This is a genomic window from Burkholderia sp. BCC0419 (genome assembly GCF_902830285.1).
Taxonomy (GTDB): domain Bacteria; phylum Pseudomonadota; class Gammaproteobacteria; order Burkholderiales; family Burkholderiaceae; genus Burkholderia.
This window is the reverse complement of sequence record NZ_CADESR010000001.1, coordinates 1,677,949-1,694,072: the sequence shown is the minus strand read 5'-3', so window position 1 is coordinate 1,694,072 and position 16,124 is coordinate 1,677,949. Positions and strand designations below refer to the sequence as shown.

Sequence of the window (16,124 nt, the reverse complement as noted above, 5' to 3'; positions counted from 1 at the left end):
GGCGATCCTAGCTCGCCATCACGATGAACACCGTCAGCGCAATCGGGAACAGCGCGAGACCAAGCAGGCCCAGCGCGCCGTCCGCCGCCATCGTGATCGGCGATAGGGCGAGCTTGGCGCCCTTGCCGACGGCCGACAGCTTCTCAGTCACCGTGACGCCATACGCGTGATTGAACGCCTGCGGGACCGCCGACGGCGTGACATCGTTCGGCAGGTAGCGCTTGCCGCTGATCGTGCCTTCCGACTCCAGGCGGCCCGAGTCCTTCTTGAAACCGTCCGCAAGCGCACGCTCGCGCGTGTCGGAGCCGGTCGGCGCATCTGCGTAGTCCAGCATCATCGTGTAATGACCGGTGACCTTGTCGCCATGCGCCTCGAAATCGCTGAACGCCGTGTGGAGCTTCGGGCGATAAGGCGCGGTGAGCACAGTCGCGAGGCCCGGCGGCATCTCGAAGATGTAGTGATACCGCTTGCCGAGCACGACGAGTTGCTTGCCGTCGGATGTAATCAGGAAGGTCGACAACGTTTCGTCGTATTTCGAATCCTTCATCCATTCCTTGGTGACGGGACCGAAATCGGCGCAGCCGGCCAGCATGCCGGACGCCGCCACGGCGGGCAGCGCGAGAAATGTTCTTCTTTTCATGAGTGTTGTAATGATGTTGTTCGTTATTCGGCGGAACCGCGTGAATGTCGGCGAAGCGTTCGATGAACGCTGCACGCTGACGGCCCTGGATGCGGTTTCCCCGGCCGCTATTCTAGGGGTGAAACCGGAAATGCGATATCTGTCGCCGCGCGCCGCGGATTTGCAATGTCCTGTATCTGCGCCGACCGCCGATACAGTGCGATACAACGCCCGCGCGCAGGTTCGCTATAAAGCAGGCATGACCGCTTCGGAGTCCATCATGTCTGCCACCTGGTTCAAAGGGTCCTGCCATTGCGGGGCCGTCAAATTCGAAGTCAGGGCTGCCATTGCACCCGCCGTCCGCTGCAACTGCAGCCTTTGCCGCCGGCGCGGCGCGCTGATGAGCCCGATGTTCGCCGCCGCCAACCTGACAATCGTCGAAGGCGAGGGCGCACTGACGTGTTATCGCTTCAACACGCACACGGCGCGCCACTATTTCTGCAGCCGGTGCGGCGTCTATCCGTTCCACCAGACCCGCAAGGATCCGGCGTGCTGGCGCGTCAATCTCGGTTGCCTCGATGGCGTCGATCCGTATGCGCTCGACGCGACGGTCGCCGATGGTGCGAGCCTCTCGATCGTGGAGGACGCATGAAACGCTGGCTGATGATCCTGCTGTTTGCCGCCGGCGGGCTCGCGACCGAAATCGCGCATCCGGTGCAGTGCACGTTGCTGTCGGTCAGCCGTCAGCAAACCGGCAAGCGTCGCAAACTGGGCTGAGCGCGCGGCGCGTCAGCCTATCGACACCGATTATCATGCTTCCGATAAGATCGCATGCGATATATAATGCGATCGTCTGCGACCGTTCAAGTCGCTGGAGGAAGTCCATGAAACCGACCGAAACCCCGTCGCCTGCCGCGCCGAAGCTGTCCGAGTTCCTGTGCTTTGCGATCTACTCGGCGAACCTCGCGTTCGGCAAGGCGTACAAGCCGATCCTCGACGAGCTCGGTCTCACGTATACGCAGTACATCACGATCATTGCGCTGTGGGAGCAGGACAACCAGACCGTCGGCCAGCTCGGCGAAAAGCTGTTCCTCGAATCCAATACGCTGACACCGATCCTGAAGAAGCTCGAGGCGATGGGCTACCTGGAGCGGCACCGCGATCCGTCCGACGAGCGCCAGGTGCTCGTCAGCCTGACGAAAAGCGGTCGCCGCGTGCGCGAGAAGGGGCTCGACATGAACCTGGTCGAAGCCACCGGGCTGAAGCCGGACGAATTCGCGAAGGTGCAGAAGGCAATCGTCACGCTGCGCGGCAACCTGATCCGGTCGACCGAAGCATAAAAGCCCTCAGGCACGATAAGCGGCCGACGCGTGAATCGCGCCGGCCGCGTTGTCATGCGTGCGCATCGCCCAACACCAGCAGGTGCATCTCGCGACGGACGACGAAACCGAGCGCGAGATAGCGCTCGATCGCCACCTGGTTCGTCGTGAGGACATGCAGGAACGGTGTTTCCGCACGCGCGCCGATCGTCGCGATCAACGACCGGATCAGCCGAGCCGCCAGCCCTTGCCGCCGAAACGCGGCATCCACACAGACGGCGCTGATCTCGGTATATCCGTCCACCTGCATCCGCTGGCCGGCCATCGCGGCCAGCCGGCCGTCATTGCGCACGCCGATGTAGTGGCCAAGCTCGAACGTGCGCGGGCCGAACGGGCCCGGCTGCGCGGCGGCGGTCAGCGCGAGCATGTCCGGCACGTCGGCTTCGCCGAGCGGGACAGGTTCCGATTCGTGTGTCGGATCGAACGTCCGTTGCCAGGTCATTTGCAGCAACGTCGCGCGCCGGATCACCGACAAGCCGGCTGGCGGCTCGATCTCGTCCGGCGTGACGAGCGCCGCCGGCCCGTGTGCGACGATCAGCTCGCGCAGTGCGTCGAACGACGCCGGGCTCGTGTCGTCGATCGCGGCAAACGGCGCGATGGCTGTCGGGAACCGCACCGCACGGCCCTCGCCGAGCGCAAAGCGGCGCTGCCTGCCCGTGAGCGCATTCCAGACGACCCGGTCGAGCACGTGCGCATCGCCTGTCGCGTTTCCGGTCGTGGCGTCCGACATCGCGGCTCCTTGGTGGAAGTTGAGGTGCCGCACAGAATAATCCTGGATGGGCCGGACAGGTAGCGCTGGCGATGCAGACCCGGACAAAACAAATAGAAAAAGCGCACGCGATTACATCGCATGCGCTTTATATGAGGAGCTTCAGCGACCGAATTCGCCGTACCGAACTCAATGGCCGAAATAGATCGAGCGCTCGGCCGTGCGAATCGCACCGCGGCTGCCGGCCTGCGTGGCGCCGGCTGCATCGCTGCCGTAACCGGCTGCCTGCGTATCGGCCGCGACCGCACCGTTGTCGCGAATCCGGTTCAGCGCCGCCTGGATATTGTCCGGGTAGTGCGGATCATTGGGGCGATTCGGCTGGTAGCCGGCTTGCTGCAATGCGGCCAGTTCCGCACGAACCTGCGCACGCGTGACGCTGCTTTCGCCGGCAAAAACCGGTGCGACGACGGAGGCCGACACGGCAACGAGAAGGGCGGCAATCAGTTGGGTCTTCATCATTCACCTCGACAAAATGGAATCAGGAATAAAAGGAATCAGGGTTCACGTATCAAGCGTGGTGCTCAGTGACCGAAGTACACCGAGCGCTCGGCCACGCTGACGGCATGCCGGCGGCCGGATTGCGTCGCGGTGTCGCCGTCGCTGCCGTAGCCGGAAGCCGCCGCGTTGGCTGCGACGGCGTCGCCGGCGTGGATCTGCGTCAGCGCGGCCTGCAGATCGTTCGGGTAGGTGGCGTCGGTCGCGCGGTTCAGCGGATAGCCGGCCTGTTGAAGCTGCGCGAGTTCGGCGCGCACCTGCGCACGCGTCACGGTGGATTCATTGGCAAACGCCGGAGCAGCAACGGCAGCCGAAACAGCGACGAGCAGGGCAGCGAACGATTGGACTTTCATTTTTCACCTCGATAGAAAAGGAATCGGGAATTCGGGAGGGCGGCGCTCGGCCGCCCGATGCAACGTTCAGGCGATCCGGATGTCGACGTCGATGTTGCCGCGCGTCGCCTTCGAATACGGGCAGGTCTGGTGCGCGGCGTCGACGATGCGTTGTGCGACGTCGCGCTCGAGCCCCGGCACGCTCACGTTCAGCTGGGCCTGCAGGAAGTACGCGTTGCCCGCCGTGCCGAGATCCACTTCGGCGTCGACCGCGAGATCGGCCGGCAGCGTCACCTTCGCGGCGCGCGCCGCAAGTTGCATCGCGCCGATGAAGCAGGCCGACCAGCCGGCTGCGAACAGTTGTTCCGGGTTGGTGCCGGTACCGGCGCTGCCCGGCGACGACAACTGGATGTCGAGGCGGCCGTCGGAACTGCGCGCCGCGCCGTCGCGACCGCCGGAAGTCGTATGCGTCTTGCCCGTGTACAGCACTTTGTCGATCTTGCTCATCGTTTGCTCCGTCAGTTGAGGTTTGTTTCAGATGCGATTCGATCGCATGCGATGCAGTTTCCGCCTGACGATCACTCACGTCAAGCGCATTCGATTAAATCGCATGCGATATTTTGTATTTCAATGTATCTGGAATGTGTAGCGCCTTGTGGGACAAGGCTTTCAGGCGATCCCAATCCTGATGAACCACGGCGGCGGCCAACCGGACGGTGCGGTGGATCCTGGCCGATGTGGTTCGGGCGCTCGGCGCGGTGATCGCCGCGCAGGGCCCGGATACGCCGTCGTTGCGTCTGCGGTTCGGCAATCGGCGCTCGACGTCGTGCCTAAGCGTCTCGATGCGCCGCACGCGAATGTCGAAGCGTGGCGCGATCTCACCGTGGGACCCGATTTTCCGGTGGTTTGACGACCTGATTTTTCTGTCGCGTAACACGTAGTTGGATAAATCGACGACTCTATCTGGATAACTTTTCTTATCACAATAGCATTATTTACAAATCAAACTGACCATTTCAAAAACGCGCCTGACATCGGACGCGACGTCGATTCGAAGGGCAGGGAAGCGAACGCGCGCCGTCAATCCGGCGCGTTCATCCACGCCAGCAGCACCGCCAGCACGTCCGCCGTCGCGGGCGCGACACCGTGTGCGGTCGCATCGACCAGCGCATGTGTGCATTCGCGCTGCAGCGGGTCTCGCATCCGGTACAGCACGGCGAGCGTTTGCCGCGGTTCGGCCACCTGCAGCAGCAGTCGCTTCCACGTCGCCGGTCCATTGTTTCCGCGCGGCTAACTGTGAAGTCGCCCGCCATGCATTTATCGGACAGGCGACCGTTCCGATAATGGAAGCCATGCGTCAAGGGCAGGGCACGCGGCGATCCGGTCGCGACGCGCCCGGCACGCGGGAAAGGTCGGAGGGAATGATGGATACGATGGCGCTCGAACAGGCGGCGTACGTCACGGCCGGGCAGGATGCGCCGGCCCTCGGCATCCGGCGCATCTGGGACGCGAAGGACGGAACGCCGATCCTCCTGCGTGCGATCGAGCACGGCGATCTCGACATCGAACGCGATCTGGTCGACCGGCTGTCGAGCCACAGCCGCTACATGCGCCTGATGTCGGCACGCAAGCCCACCGAAGACGACATGATCCGCTGGACCCGCATCGATCGCCGGCGCGAAGGCGCGGTGATCGCGACGATCTGGGCCAGCGGCCGCGAGCAGCTGATCGGCGTCGCGCGCTATGCGATGGACGACGGCGAAACCGATGTCGTCGAATGTGCGATCGTGATCGACGACGTGTGGCAGCGGCAAGGGCTCGGCGCCGTGCTGCTGTCGAGCCTGATCGATCTGGCGCGACGCTCCGGCATGCGGCAGATGGTCGGCACGATGTTGAGCGAGAACGATGCGATGAAAGGCCTCGCGCGTTCCATTGGATTCAGGCTGTCCCATCAGCCGGGGAGTGCATTCGTGACGGACCTGCGGCTCGATCTGGATACGCGCTGCCCGACACTCGAGCGCGAAGCGTGAAGGAGGGCGCTTGCGGGCGCCCAAGGTGAATCACGCGGATTCCCCCGTTCGCCCGCGATCGTAGAACATCGCAAACAGTTCGGATTGCGACCCGACACCGAGCTTCGCGTAGATGTGCTTTTTATGCGCACGCACGGTCTCGAACGAGATCGACAGTTTCTCGCCGATCGCACGCGACGAGAACCCGCTCAACGACAGCATCGCCACCTCGATTTCGCGCGACGTCAATGCGCCGCGTCCGTTCTTGCCCGTGAGCATGCCGAAGCGCGCTTGCGGATCGGGTGCCTCACTTTCAGCTGCACGCGGTTCCTCCTTCACGGCAAACGTCTCGAAGCGCAGGCGCTGCTGCATCAATGACAGCACCCATGGCGTGTACAGCGTGAGCAAGGCCATCTCGCGGTCGTCGTACTTGCTCGTCTTGCCGAGCGAAAAGCCCAGCGTGTGATCGCGATCGATCACGACGTTGAAATGCACTTCGTCGCCGACGATGTTCTTCTTGAAGTAACGCTGGTAGTACTCGGTCATCCGGAAGTTGTCCGGCGCGACGTCGGCGAGCGTGTAGAAGCCCGACGCCTGCGTTTCGAACGCGGCGAGATAGAACGGATCGAGCTGGTAGAGCGCGGCCAGGTAGTCCTGGAACATCAGGTCGATCTTGCCGTCGGGCATCGCCTGTTCGGCAAGCACGAGCGGCGCGGCATCGCGCGCGAAACGCAGCGCGACCCAGTTGTCGAAATCGAGATGCCGTTCTAGCACGCGCGTGAGGCGCGCCCAGAAATGCGGGCCATCGAGGGCGTCGATGGCCGAACCGATCTCCCGATGAAAAGCGAGATCTCGCCATTCGAGGTCCATCGTGTCCTCCGGTGAGGGTAACCCTGGCGGGGAATTTCAGGTCAAAAATAATAACCCGATAATCGGCCTCACTTCAAAAAGCAGCGGCAGCGGCTACCGTTTCGCTCGACGAGGCGTCGTATGCTCGATGCATACGACACGCAGATGAAAGGCTATTGGAAGGAGTGAGCTTCATGCAGGTAGAACTCGCGCAACTCGCGCTGACCGACGGCGACGTCGCACGCAACACGCGCAAGGTGATCGACACGATCGCGCGCGTCGATGCGGCAGGCGGCACGCAGCTGGTCGTGTTCCCCGAAACGACGCTGTCGGGCTTCCCGACACGGGACAACGTCGCCGATGTCGCGCAGACGCTCGACGGTCCCGCGTTGTCCGCGGTACGCGATGCGGCACGACAAAAGGGCGTCGCCGTCGCGGTGGGCCTTGCTGAACGTGACGGCGGACAGTTCTACAACACCACGGTGCTCGTCGACGAGCAGGGCGACATCGTGCTGCGCTATCGCAAGACCCATCTGTGGGCGTCGGACGTCGGCGTCTTCACGCCGGGCGACCGTTTCGCGACCTGCACGTGGAATGGCCTGACGGTGGGCCTGCTGATCTGCTACGACATCGAATTCCCGGAGACGGCGCGCGCGGTGGGTGCGCTCGACGCCGATCTGCTGATCGTCACCAACGGCAACATGGACCCGTTCGGGCCCGTGCATCGCCGCGCGATCGCGGCGCGTGCGATGGAGAACCAGATGTTCGCGCTGATGGTGAACCGCTGCGGTTCCGGCGACGACGACCTGACGTTCGCCGGCCAGTCCGCCCTGGTCGATCCGTTTGGCGAGAGCACGCTCGAACTCGGCCGCGACGAAGCCGTCGTGCAGGCGAGCCTCGACTTGACCCTCCTCGAAGCGAGCCGCGAACACTACAGCTATCTGCACGACGCACGCGTGGCGCTCGGTCTCGCGCCCGTCGAACAGCCGAACGGGCATCGCGCGCTGATGATCGACACGCACCGTCACCGCGCCGGGTAGCCCGGCTTCACGCATTGTCCCTCTGCGGCATCGCGCGGGCGTCACGCCCGGCGCGTGCCTGCCATTCCATGGAAATGCCGGCCACAGGCATTCGTATCGGCCCCGAAGGCCCAGGAGATAACATGCAAGCGTCGTCATCCCACGAACCCGCGCGCCTGAAGCGCACGCTCGGCCTGCCGTCCGTGCTGCTGTTCGGCCTCGCCTATATGGCGCCGCTGATCGTCTACGGTACCTACGGCGTGCTCGCCAAGGCCAGCGACGACACAGCCGCGCTCGCGTACCTGCTCGCGCTGGTGGCCATTGCGTTCACCGCACTCAGCTACGGCAAGCTTGCGCGACTCTATCCCGCCGCAGGTTCTGCTTATACGTACACGCGCAAGACGTTCAACCCGCACGTCGGTTTCATGATCGGCTGGGCGACGCTGCTCGACTATTTTTTCCTGCCGATGGTGATCTGGCTGATCGGCGCGGCCTATCTGAACGCGGCATTTCCGCATGTGCCGACGTGGATCTGGATCGTCGCGTTCATCGTGCTGACGAGCGGGCTGAACATCTTCGGTATCGAACTGGCCGCGCGCTTCAACATCGTGCTGATGGTCGTGCAACTGGCAATCGTCGCGATGTTCGTCGTGCTGTGCTGGCACTACGCATCGGCGGCGGCTGGCGCGGGCGGCATCGCGATGGCGGAGCCGTTCTTCAAGCCGCACGTACCGTTCGGCGCGACGATGGCCGGTGCCGCGATCGCCGCGTATTCGTACCTCGGCTTCGACGCCGTGTCGACGCTGACCGAGGAAACGATCGATCCGAAAAAGAACATGCCGCGCGCGATCCTGCTGATAGCACTGATCGGTGGCGCGATCTTCGTGATCGCCGCGTACACGATGCAGCTCGCGCACCCCGGCGTCGAGTTCAAGGACACGGATTCGGCCGCATTCGAAGTCGCGAAGATGATCGGTGGTGACCTGTTCGTGACAGTGTTCCTTGCCGGCCTGATCCTTGCCCAGTTCGCATCGGGCATCTCCGCGCAGGCGAGCGTCGGGCGGCTGCTGTATGCGATGGGCCGCGATGAAATCCTGCCGAAGCGCATCTTCGGTTTCATTCACCCGCGCTTCAAGACGCCCGCGATCAACATCGCACTGGCCGGCGTCGTCGGATTGATCGCGTTGAAGCTGGACGTCGCGACGTCGACGTCGTTCATCAACTTCGGTGCGTTCCTCGCGTTCACGGCCGTCAATCTGTGCGTGATCCGACTGTATCTGTCCGGCAATCACGGCGAGCGCAGGATCGGCGTGTTCGGCGGCATCGTCTTTCCGGTGATCGGCGCCGTGGCCGATATCTGGCTGCTCGTCAGCCTCGAGAAGACGGCGCTCGTGCTCGGCGTCGTGTGGTTCGCGCTTGGGTTGGTGTATCTGTGCTGGATCACGCGGCTGTTTCGGCAGGCGCCGCCGGAGGTGGCGATTTGAGCGGGCTTCGGCCTGTCCGCATTTTTGTGGGCGAGGCGGTTGAACGACGCGTTATCCGCGCGCCTGCGTGAATCGTTCACGGTGATCGGTCCAGTTCGCGCATCGTCATCGTGATCCGCTCCGTTGCAGCCATCGCAGCCTCCGGCGCCGGGAAACCGGCAGCCGGACAGCTTACGCGGCCCGAAAGCGGACATTTCTATGTAGCCAAAAGCGGACATTTCAATCTAGCTACTACAACACAAACTATCGATAATTTTGATTATGTCAAATACGATAAATCGACTGCACGAGGTGCTGCTGGCCAAGCGTCCCCGCGTTCAAACCTTGCACCTTTGCACTTGACCTTGAGTGAGGCCGGCTGCCGGTCCAGCTCATTCTTCGTCGTCCCGGCGCGGGCCGCGCGCCGGGACCGGTTGCCGCCTGGCGGCCTCCTCTCTGTCAGAACCGGTACGTCGCCCCGATCTGGAAGAAGCGACCGAGGTCCGTGTAGAGCGACTGGTCATAGCCAGTGATGTCGGGCACGGCTTGCCACTCGACGTCGAACGGCGGCTTCTTGTCGAAAAGGTTCGTGATGCCGCCGTAAATCGTCCAATGCTTGAAGCCGCGATAGTTGAACATGAGGTTGAACTGGCTGTACGACGCCACCGATCCCGTACCGCCGTCGCCGAATTCCGCGGCCACGGCGTTCGTATATGGCCCGGTGTATTGCCAGGTCAGCGTGGTGGTCAGCTGCCGGTAGTCCCAGCTCACGCTCGTATTGCCCTTCCAGCGCGGGTTGCTCGCGCCGAACGGCTGCAGCAGCGCAAGGTTGTTGCCGGCGAAGTCCTGCGGCGCGGTTCCGGGGCTGTGCAGCTTGAAGTGCCACACATAAGTCCAGTCGCCTGCGAGCGTGAACGTGCCGTACTTGGTGCGCAGCGCTTTGCGGAAGTTGAGATCGAAACCATCGGTATCGAGCGCACCAAGGTTCACGAAATGCTGAACGAGGTAACGCACCGACCCGTCGGCGTTGCGCACGACGCGGGAGGGATCGTTGGCAACGAGCACCGAGTTCGGATCGTCGGTGCCGATGACTCCGTCGATGCGGACCTTGTAGAACGCCGCGCCGATATCGGTCATCGCATCGGGCGAAAGCTGGAAGCCGATGTTGTAGTTCTTCGTGTGCTCGGGCTGAAGATTCGGATTGCCCGCGACTTGCTCCGTCGTGAAGTGCTTGGTCGGCACACCGCTCGGATCGTTCGGATCGACGAGGTTTTGGTGAGAGAGATAGACGGCCTGCGAGTTTTCGACGAGGGTCGGCGCGCGGAAGCCGCGACTGTACGATGCATACGTCGTCAGCATTTGCACCGGCTGGAAACGCAGCGCAAAGCTCGGCGAAAACGCCCCACCGAAGTCGCTGTAGTGATCGTAGCGGCCCGCCTGCGTGAACGTCAGGTTGCGCAGGATCGGAATGTCGACCTGGTAGAACGCGGCGGCGACGTTGCGCGAACCCTCCACCGTCTGCACGTTCGCGGGTGCGGATACGCCCTGCGACGCGAGCGTCTGCGGGTTGATCGTCGACGATTCGTGGCGGAACTCGGTGCCCAGGCCCAGGCCGACCGCTCCCCCGGGCAGCGTGAAGAGATTCGACGTCGAGGCCTTGGCTGTCACGCTGTCGACCTTCGAGATGGCCTGCTGATCGTCGTCCGTGAAAACGCCGTTCAGGCCGTTTGGCGTGGCGGCCGGGTTCGAGAAGTTGTAGGTGCCGTTCGCGAGCATGTTCTCGAGGCCCGCGGCGTTGATCCGGTTGCTATACGTCGTATCGACGGTGCTCTGCGAGTGCCCGTAATCGGCCGACCAGTCCCACGCGCCGAATCTGCCCGCGTCGAACGAGCCTTTGACGCCCGTGTTCGCCATCCAGAACGTCGATACCGTGTCCGCCCTCACGACGTTGCCCGGGAAGGTCAGGTTGATCGCCGTCGGCACGCCGAACGGGTTATAGGGGTTGCTCACCGGTACGGTGCGCGGCAGCGGCGAAACGGACCCGGTCGCAGGGTTGTAGACGTTCGTCGTGCTCGAGATCGAGGCCGGTCCCTGCAACTGGACGGTTTCATCGCGGCTCAGCCAGAAGCCCGCATAGGCCTGCGTGTTGTCGTCGATCTTGAAGGTGGCGCGCACCTTCGCGTTCAGGCGCGTCGTGGACGGAACGAGCGATGTCGACGCGGCGGGGTTGTACGTGCAATTGGTCGCGCTCGTCTTGCTGCCCTGCGGGCACGGCGAAAGCGGCACCTTGGAGCCGTCCGCCAGCGACCAGTACGATTGCTGGTTCGGCCCGAGCGGCGCTGCCAGCCCGCCGGGATATTGCGTGAAGTCTTGCGCCGACGTCATGTCGCGATCGCCGAGCGTCGAGCCCGAATCGCGGTAATAGCTGGCGGCCGCGGTGACGTTGAAGCGATCCGAATTCAGATCGCCGAAGCCGGCCAGTACGCTGAAGTTACCCTGCCCGTCGCCCGGATGCTGCGCCTTGCCGAGTTGGCCGTCGATCTGCAGGCCCTGAAAGTTCTTCTTCGTAATGATGTTGACGACGCCCGCGATCGCGTCCGAGCCGTAGACGGATACCGCGCCGGTCTTGACGATCTCGACGCGCTCCACCATGTTCAGCGGGATCGTGTTGACATCGAAGAACGTGTCGGTGAAGTTCACCGACTGCGCATAGTTCGCGACGCGCTGGCCATCGACGAGCACGAGCGTGTATTTCTCGCTGAGCCCGCGCAACGCCATGCCGGCGCCGCCGGGGGCCGAGCTGTTCATCGTCGTCTGGCCCCAGCTGCTTGCGGAATTGGCCGAGGTCGAACGCAGGAAATCGGCGACCGTCGTGTATCCGCTTTGCTGGATTTCCTTCGCGGTGATGACCTGCACTTCGGTGTGGCCGACCTTGTCGGAGGTGCGGATCAGCGAGCCCGTCACTTCGAACTTGTCGAGCTTTTTCACGGTCTGCCCGCCCGCGGCGGTGCCCGATGCCGGCGCGGGCGCGGCGGCGGCAGCGCTTCCGGTCTGCTCGGCGGCGACGCTCCCGTCGACAGGCGTTGTCTGCGCATAAGCGGAGGTACCCAAAGCCGCCGTCAACGCGACTTCAGCCCATACGATGCTGCGTATTGCCGATCCCAAAGCCGTTGGTTTCATAACACCCCTCTGTCGTCGCAAGGCCTGACCTTTTTGTATGCACGGGGATTCGCCGGCCTTTAAATAGCGTTGCCCCGCGTTCCTGATTCGTCATCTGGTGCTCACAACCATTCCGTCCGTTTGCTTATTCCTTTCAACGTTATTTCTTCCGTTATCAAGAAGAATGAATTTGAAATAAAAGAATCTGCATTCCCATAGAGTTAGGAACTCTAATTACATGGATCGATCTTTCCGTGCATCGAACGGCTGCATACACGCTGCACCCTGGAACATTCGCACCATGGCGCTTCATAAATTAGAGCGGACGCGCTACCAGGAAAGGCAGTCGCCCGTTGAAGGGCTGCTTTACTTCTTCACTTTGAAAGTCTTAATGCACGGAATCTTCATTACCGTTCACTACCAAAGTTTTACGTTGGACGCGAACATAGCAGGACAGAATCGACGCGTCAAAAAATATTTGATACCACATAACTTTGTTTAGGTACATTAAGCGCACTCGGTTGGTGCCGAATGAAAAGCGATATGGTTCATCAGCCGCTACCGTTGTCTTGTCTTCCCTGTTCGGCTGCTTTTTCATCCGCTCGCGCATGCGCCGCAATGGAGCATGCGGCCGGTACTCGCCAGTCCGAACTTTTTTGTTTACCAGAGAGGAGACACGAATCCTTGGCATAGAAACAGTCCGAACACGTGATCGATGAATCCCGCCGTGTCGGTATAGTGTTCCTCGATCAGCAGATCGGACTCTTGATAGAGCAGCCCTTCGAGCACGTGCGTGGCGTCGCCCACCCGTCATCGCTTGATCCCACCGCCAACGCCCCGTCGCGACCATCAATCGATCTCCAGATTTCCAGCCGTTTCCACGCGCTGCGCCTCGCGCTTCGTCACCGCTGCATGCCGCCCGCGCCGGCCTATGGATACCACCACCCGAAACGCCACCGGCGCGAACACGAGCCCGAACATCGTCGCGGCGAGCACGCCCCCGAACGCACCCGTGCCGATCGATCGCCGGCTTTCCGCACCCGCGCCCGTCGCCAGCACGAGCGGCACGACGCCCAGCAGGAACGCCATCGACGTCATCATGATCGGCCGGAATCGCGCGGCGGCCGCGTCGATCACCGCCTGCCGCAGCGGCACGCCGCTCCCGGCCAGATCGCGCGCGTACTGCACGATCAGGATCGCATTCTTCGCCGCCAGCCCGACCACCGTGATCATCCCGACCTTGAAATACACGTCGTTCGGCATCCCGCGCGCGAGCGCCGCCGCGATCGCGCCGATCATGCCGAGCGGCACGATCGTCAGCACGGACAGCGGGACCGTCCAGCTTTCGTACAGCGCGGCAAGCGCCATGAAAACCGCGAGCACGGACAGCCCGACGAGCAGCGGCGTTTGCCGCGCGGCAACCTGCTCCTCGCGCGCCGCATCGACCCAGTCGAAGCCGATCCCGACCGGCAGTGCGCCGGCGAGCCGCTCCATCTCCGCCATCGCCGCGCCCGAACTCGTGCCGGTCGCCGCGCGGCCGCTGATGTCGAGCGACGGATAGCCGTTGTAGCGATTCAGCATCACCGGGCCGACCGTCCAGTGCGGCGCCGCGATGGCCGACAACGGAACCATGTCGCCGGTGCGGTTCGGCACCGTCAGCGCCATCAGTTGCGCATCGGTCGCGCGCGCGGCCGGGTCGGCCTCGATGATCACCCGCCGCATCCGGCCCGATGCCGGAAAATCGTTGATGTAGTTCGAGCCGAACGTGCCGCCCAGGAGGCCCGCGATTCGCTCGAACGGCACGCCGAGCGCATACGCCTTCGCACGATCGACATCGAGTTCGATGCGCGGCGCGTCCGGCAGGTCTTCGAAATGCACGGCGGCGAGCAACGGATCCGCTTTCGCTCGTCCGGACAACTGCTCGCGAGCCGCCTTCAACGCGTCGAGCCCGACACCGCCCCGATCCTCGAGCCGGAACGTGAATCCGTCGGAATGCCCGATGCCGCGCACCGACGGTGGCAGCGACGCCTCGACGTCGCCGTCGAGGATCGTGCCGAAATGCCCGTTGAGCCGGTCGCGCAACGCCATCGCATCGACGTCGCGCCGCGCCCAGTCCTTCAGCTCCACGAACGCCATCCCGACGTTCTGCCCGCTGCCCGCGAAACTCCAGCCGATCACGCTCGTCACGTTCGCGATCGCCGGCTCCGCGCGCAGGATCGCCTCGACACGCTCGACGACCGCGAGCGTGCGCGCCTGCGTGGCGCCCGCCGGCAACTGGATCATCACCTGCAGTTGCCCCTGGTCCTCGGTCGGCAGGAAGCCGCCCGGCATCATCCAGTACAGCAGCCCGCATGCGATCACGAGCACCGCGTAGGCCGCCACGACCATGCCGGTGCGGCGCACGGCGAACACGGCGATGCGGCGATAACCGGTTTCGACGCGCGCGAAGGCCGCATCGAAGCGGTCGGCCAGACGTGTGCCGATGCCACGTCGCCGCGCGCGGCCGATTCCGCCGTCGTGCCGCGCAACCGGCTTCAGCAGGTTCGCGCACAGCGCGGGCGTGAGCGACAGCGCCATGAACGACGACACCAGCATCGATGCGATCATCGCCACCGCGAACTGCCGGTAGATGCCGCCGACGGTGCCCGGAAAAAACGCCATCGGCACGAATACGGCGGTCAGCACCGCAGTCACACCGACGATCGCACCGCCGATCCGCTTCATTGCGCGGCGCGTGGCGTCGCGCGGCGACACGCCCTCCTCCATCACCCGGTGCACGCTCTCGACGACGACGATCGCATCGTCGACAAGGATGCCGATCGCCAGCACGAGACCGAACATCGTGAACACGTTGATCGACAGTCCGAACGCCCACATCGCGACGAACGCGCCCATCAGCGTGACGGGAATCACGACGGTCGGCACCAGCGTGTAACGCAGATCGCGCAGGAACAGCCACATCACGCAAAACACCAGCACGACCGCCTCGACGAGCGTCAGCACGACCTCCCGGATCGCGATCGTCACGAAATGGGCGCCATCGAACGGAATCTCGATCGCCACGCCCGGCGGCAATACCCTCGACAGTTCGGCAAGCCGCGCACGGATCGCGTTCGACGTTTCGAGCGCGTTGCCGCGCGGGCCAAGCTGGATGCCGACGGTTGCCGCCGGCCGGCCGTTCAGCCGCGAATAGAACGAGTAGTCGTCGCGACCGATTTCGACACGCGCGACGTCGGCGACGCGCACCACCGAACCGTCCTGCTTCGACTTCAGCACGATTCGGCCGAACTCCTCCGGCGCCGTCAGCTGTCCCTTGACGACGATCGTCGCGGTGAGCTGCTGGCCGCGTACGAACGGCGCATCGCCAATCGCACCGGCCGTCACCGTCGCGTTCTGCACGCCGATCGCCGCAATCACGTCATCGGCGCCGAGGTCGTATTCACGCAATTTGTTCGGATCGAGCCAGACCCGCAGCGCCTCGCCGGCGTCCCACAGCTCGGCCGCGCCAACGCCCGGCGCACGCTTCAGTTCGCGCAGCACGTAGCGGTTCAGGTAATCGCCGAGTTGCGCGGAATCGCGCGTGCCGTCGGTCGACGTCAGCGTGACGAGCATCAGGAACGTGTTCGCTGCCTTGAATACGCCGATCCCCTGCTGGACGACCTGCTGCGGCAACCGCGGCTCGACCTGCTTCAGCCGGTTGTTGACGTCGACGAGCGCGATGTCCGGATCGGTGCCAGGCGCAAACGTGACGTCGATCTCGAGATTGCCGTGACCGTCGCTGCTCGTCGCGTAGTACTGCAGCCCGTCGGCGCCGTCGAGGCTTTCCTCGATGATGCTGCCGACGTCGCCGTCGACCGTCTCGGTCGACGCGCCCGGATACGCGGCCGTGATCACGACCCGCGGCGGCGCAAGTCGCGGATATTGCGCGATCGGAAGCTGCGAAATGACGAGCACGCCCGCGACGACGATTGCGAGCGCAACGATCCACGCAAAGACGGGACGATCGATGAAGAACGATGGCATCGGCATGC

The 16,124-nt window shown here is 63.7% G+C and carries 17 protein-coding genes; 7 read left to right on the top strand and 10 right to left on the bottom strand.

The annotated features are described in order from the left end of the window. Positions 1–7: 7 nt before the first annotated feature. A complete protein-coding gene (locus HWW87_RS07600; RefSeq protein ID WP_174430451.1) occupies positions 8–640 on the bottom strand; it encodes a 5-formyltetrahydrofolate cyclo-ligase in 633 nt (210 codons plus the stop codon). Positions 641–899: 259 nt separating this feature from the next. Between HWW87_RS07600 and HWW87_RS07595 the strand changes: the two genes are divergently transcribed. The 3 genes from HWW87_RS07595 (at position 900) to HWW87_RS07590 (ending at position 1,959) form a co-directional block, all read left to right on the top strand. Further along, entirely contained in the window at positions 900–1,271 is a 372-nt protein-coding gene (locus HWW87_RS07595) for a GFA family protein (protein WP_175820688.1), read from the top strand. After that, on the top strand, positions 1,268–1,396 hold the full coding sequence (locus HWW87_RS37410) for a hypothetical protein (RefSeq protein ID WP_279608009.1): 129 nt from the start codon (positions 1,268–1,270) through the stop codon (positions 1,394–1,396). Before HWW87_RS07595 ends, HWW87_RS37410 begins: the two co-directional genes overlap by 4 nt. 107 nt (positions 1,397–1,503) lie before the next feature. Continuing rightward, positions 1,504–1,959: a MarR family transcriptional regulator gene (locus HWW87_RS07590; protein ID WP_006482257.1), complete on the top strand. Its 456-nt coding sequence runs from the start codon at positions 1,504–1,506 to the stop codon at positions 1,957–1,959. A gap of 52 nt (positions 1,960–2,011) precedes the next feature. Here the strand turns inward: HWW87_RS07590 and HWW87_RS07585 are convergent, their stop codons facing one another. The 4 genes from HWW87_RS07585 to HWW87_RS07570 form a co-directional block, all read right to left on the bottom strand. Next, positions 2,012–2,728, bottom strand: coding sequence for a GNAT family N-acetyltransferase (locus HWW87_RS07585; RefSeq protein WP_175819806.1), 717 nt, complete (start codon positions 2,726–2,728; stop codon positions 2,012–2,014). 168 nt (positions 2,729–2,896) lie between these two features. Beyond that, the gene (locus HWW87_RS07580) at positions 2,897–3,226 is read right to left on the bottom strand and encodes a DUF4148 domain-containing protein (RefSeq protein ID WP_175819805.1); all 330 of its coding nucleotides are present in this window, start codon (positions 3,224–3,226) and stop codon (positions 2,897–2,899) included. Positions 3,227–3,288: 62 nt separating this feature from the next. Then, the gene (locus HWW87_RS07575) at positions 3,289–3,615 is read right to left on the bottom strand and encodes a DUF4148 domain-containing protein (protein ID WP_175819804.1); all 327 of its coding nucleotides are present in this window, start codon (positions 3,613–3,615) and stop codon (positions 3,289–3,291) included. A 66-nt stretch (positions 3,616–3,681) separates the two neighbouring features. Continuing rightward, positions 3,682–4,101 (bottom strand): organic hydroperoxide resistance protein, encoded by a 420-nt coding sequence (locus HWW87_RS07570; protein WP_175819803.1) that lies wholly within the window; start codon positions 4,099–4,101, stop codon positions 3,682–3,684. A gap of 209 nt (positions 4,102–4,310) precedes the next feature. Here HWW87_RS07570 and HWW87_RS07565 point away from each other — a divergent pair, with 209 nt between their 5' ends. Next, on the top strand, positions 4,311–4,535 hold the full coding sequence (locus tag HWW87_RS07565; RefSeq protein ID WP_175819802.1) for a hypothetical protein: 225 nt from the start codon (positions 4,311–4,313) through the stop codon (positions 4,533–4,535). A 139-nt stretch (positions 4,536–4,674) separates the two neighbouring features. On the opposite strand, the gene HWW87_RS07560 is transcribed toward HWW87_RS07565, so the two are convergent. After that, on the bottom strand, positions 4,675–4,836 hold the full coding sequence (locus HWW87_RS07560; RefSeq protein WP_175819801.1) for a hypothetical protein: 162 nt from the start codon (positions 4,834–4,836) through the stop codon (positions 4,675–4,677). 182 nt (positions 4,837–5,018) lie between these two features. Between HWW87_RS07560 and HWW87_RS07555 the strand changes: the two genes are divergently transcribed. Then, positions 5,019–5,624, top strand: a complete 606-nt coding sequence (locus HWW87_RS07555; protein WP_175819800.1) for a GNAT family N-acetyltransferase — start codon at positions 5,019–5,021, stop codon at positions 5,622–5,624. A 30-nt stretch (positions 5,625–5,654) separates the two neighbouring features. Here HWW87_RS07555 and HWW87_RS07550 read toward each other — a convergent pair whose 3' ends face one another. Next, on the bottom strand, positions 5,655–6,473 hold the full coding sequence (locus HWW87_RS07550; protein WP_175819799.1) for a helix-turn-helix transcriptional regulator: 819 nt from the start codon (positions 6,471–6,473) through the stop codon (positions 5,655–5,657). A gap of 173 nt (positions 6,474–6,646) precedes the next feature. Here HWW87_RS07550 and HWW87_RS07545 point away from each other — a divergent pair, with 173 nt between their 5' ends. Together HWW87_RS07545 and HWW87_RS07540 are read left to right on the top strand one after the other, a co-directional pair. Continuing rightward, entirely contained in the window at positions 6,647–7,492 is an 846-nt protein-coding gene (locus tag HWW87_RS07545) for a carbon-nitrogen hydrolase family protein (protein WP_175819798.1), read from the top strand. 122 nt (positions 7,493–7,614) lie between these two features. Then, entirely contained in the window at positions 7,615–8,955 is a 1,341-nt protein-coding gene (locus HWW87_RS07540; protein WP_175819797.1) for an APC family permease, read from the top strand. Between the two features lie 438 nt (positions 8,956–9,393). Here the strand turns inward: HWW87_RS07540 and HWW87_RS07535 are convergent, their stop codons facing one another. From HWW87_RS07535 to HWW87_RS07525, 3 genes are all read right to left on the bottom strand, one after another. Continuing rightward, the gene (locus HWW87_RS07535; RefSeq protein ID WP_175819796.1) at positions 9,394–12,114 is read right to left on the bottom strand and encodes a TonB-dependent receptor; all 2,721 of its coding nucleotides are present in this window, start codon (positions 12,112–12,114) and stop codon (positions 9,394–9,396) included. A 639-nt stretch (positions 12,115–12,753) separates the two neighbouring features. Further along, positions 12,754–12,900, bottom strand: a complete 147-nt coding sequence (locus HWW87_RS07530) for a Tn3 family transposase (protein ID WP_347879279.1) — start codon at positions 12,898–12,900, stop codon at positions 12,754–12,756. 42 nt (positions 12,901–12,942) lie between these two features. After that, positions 12,943–16,116, bottom strand: a complete 3,174-nt coding sequence (locus HWW87_RS07525; RefSeq protein ID WP_175820686.1) for a multidrug efflux RND transporter permease subunit — start codon at positions 16,114–16,116, stop codon at positions 12,943–12,945. Positions 16,117–16,124: the final 8 nt, after the last annotated feature.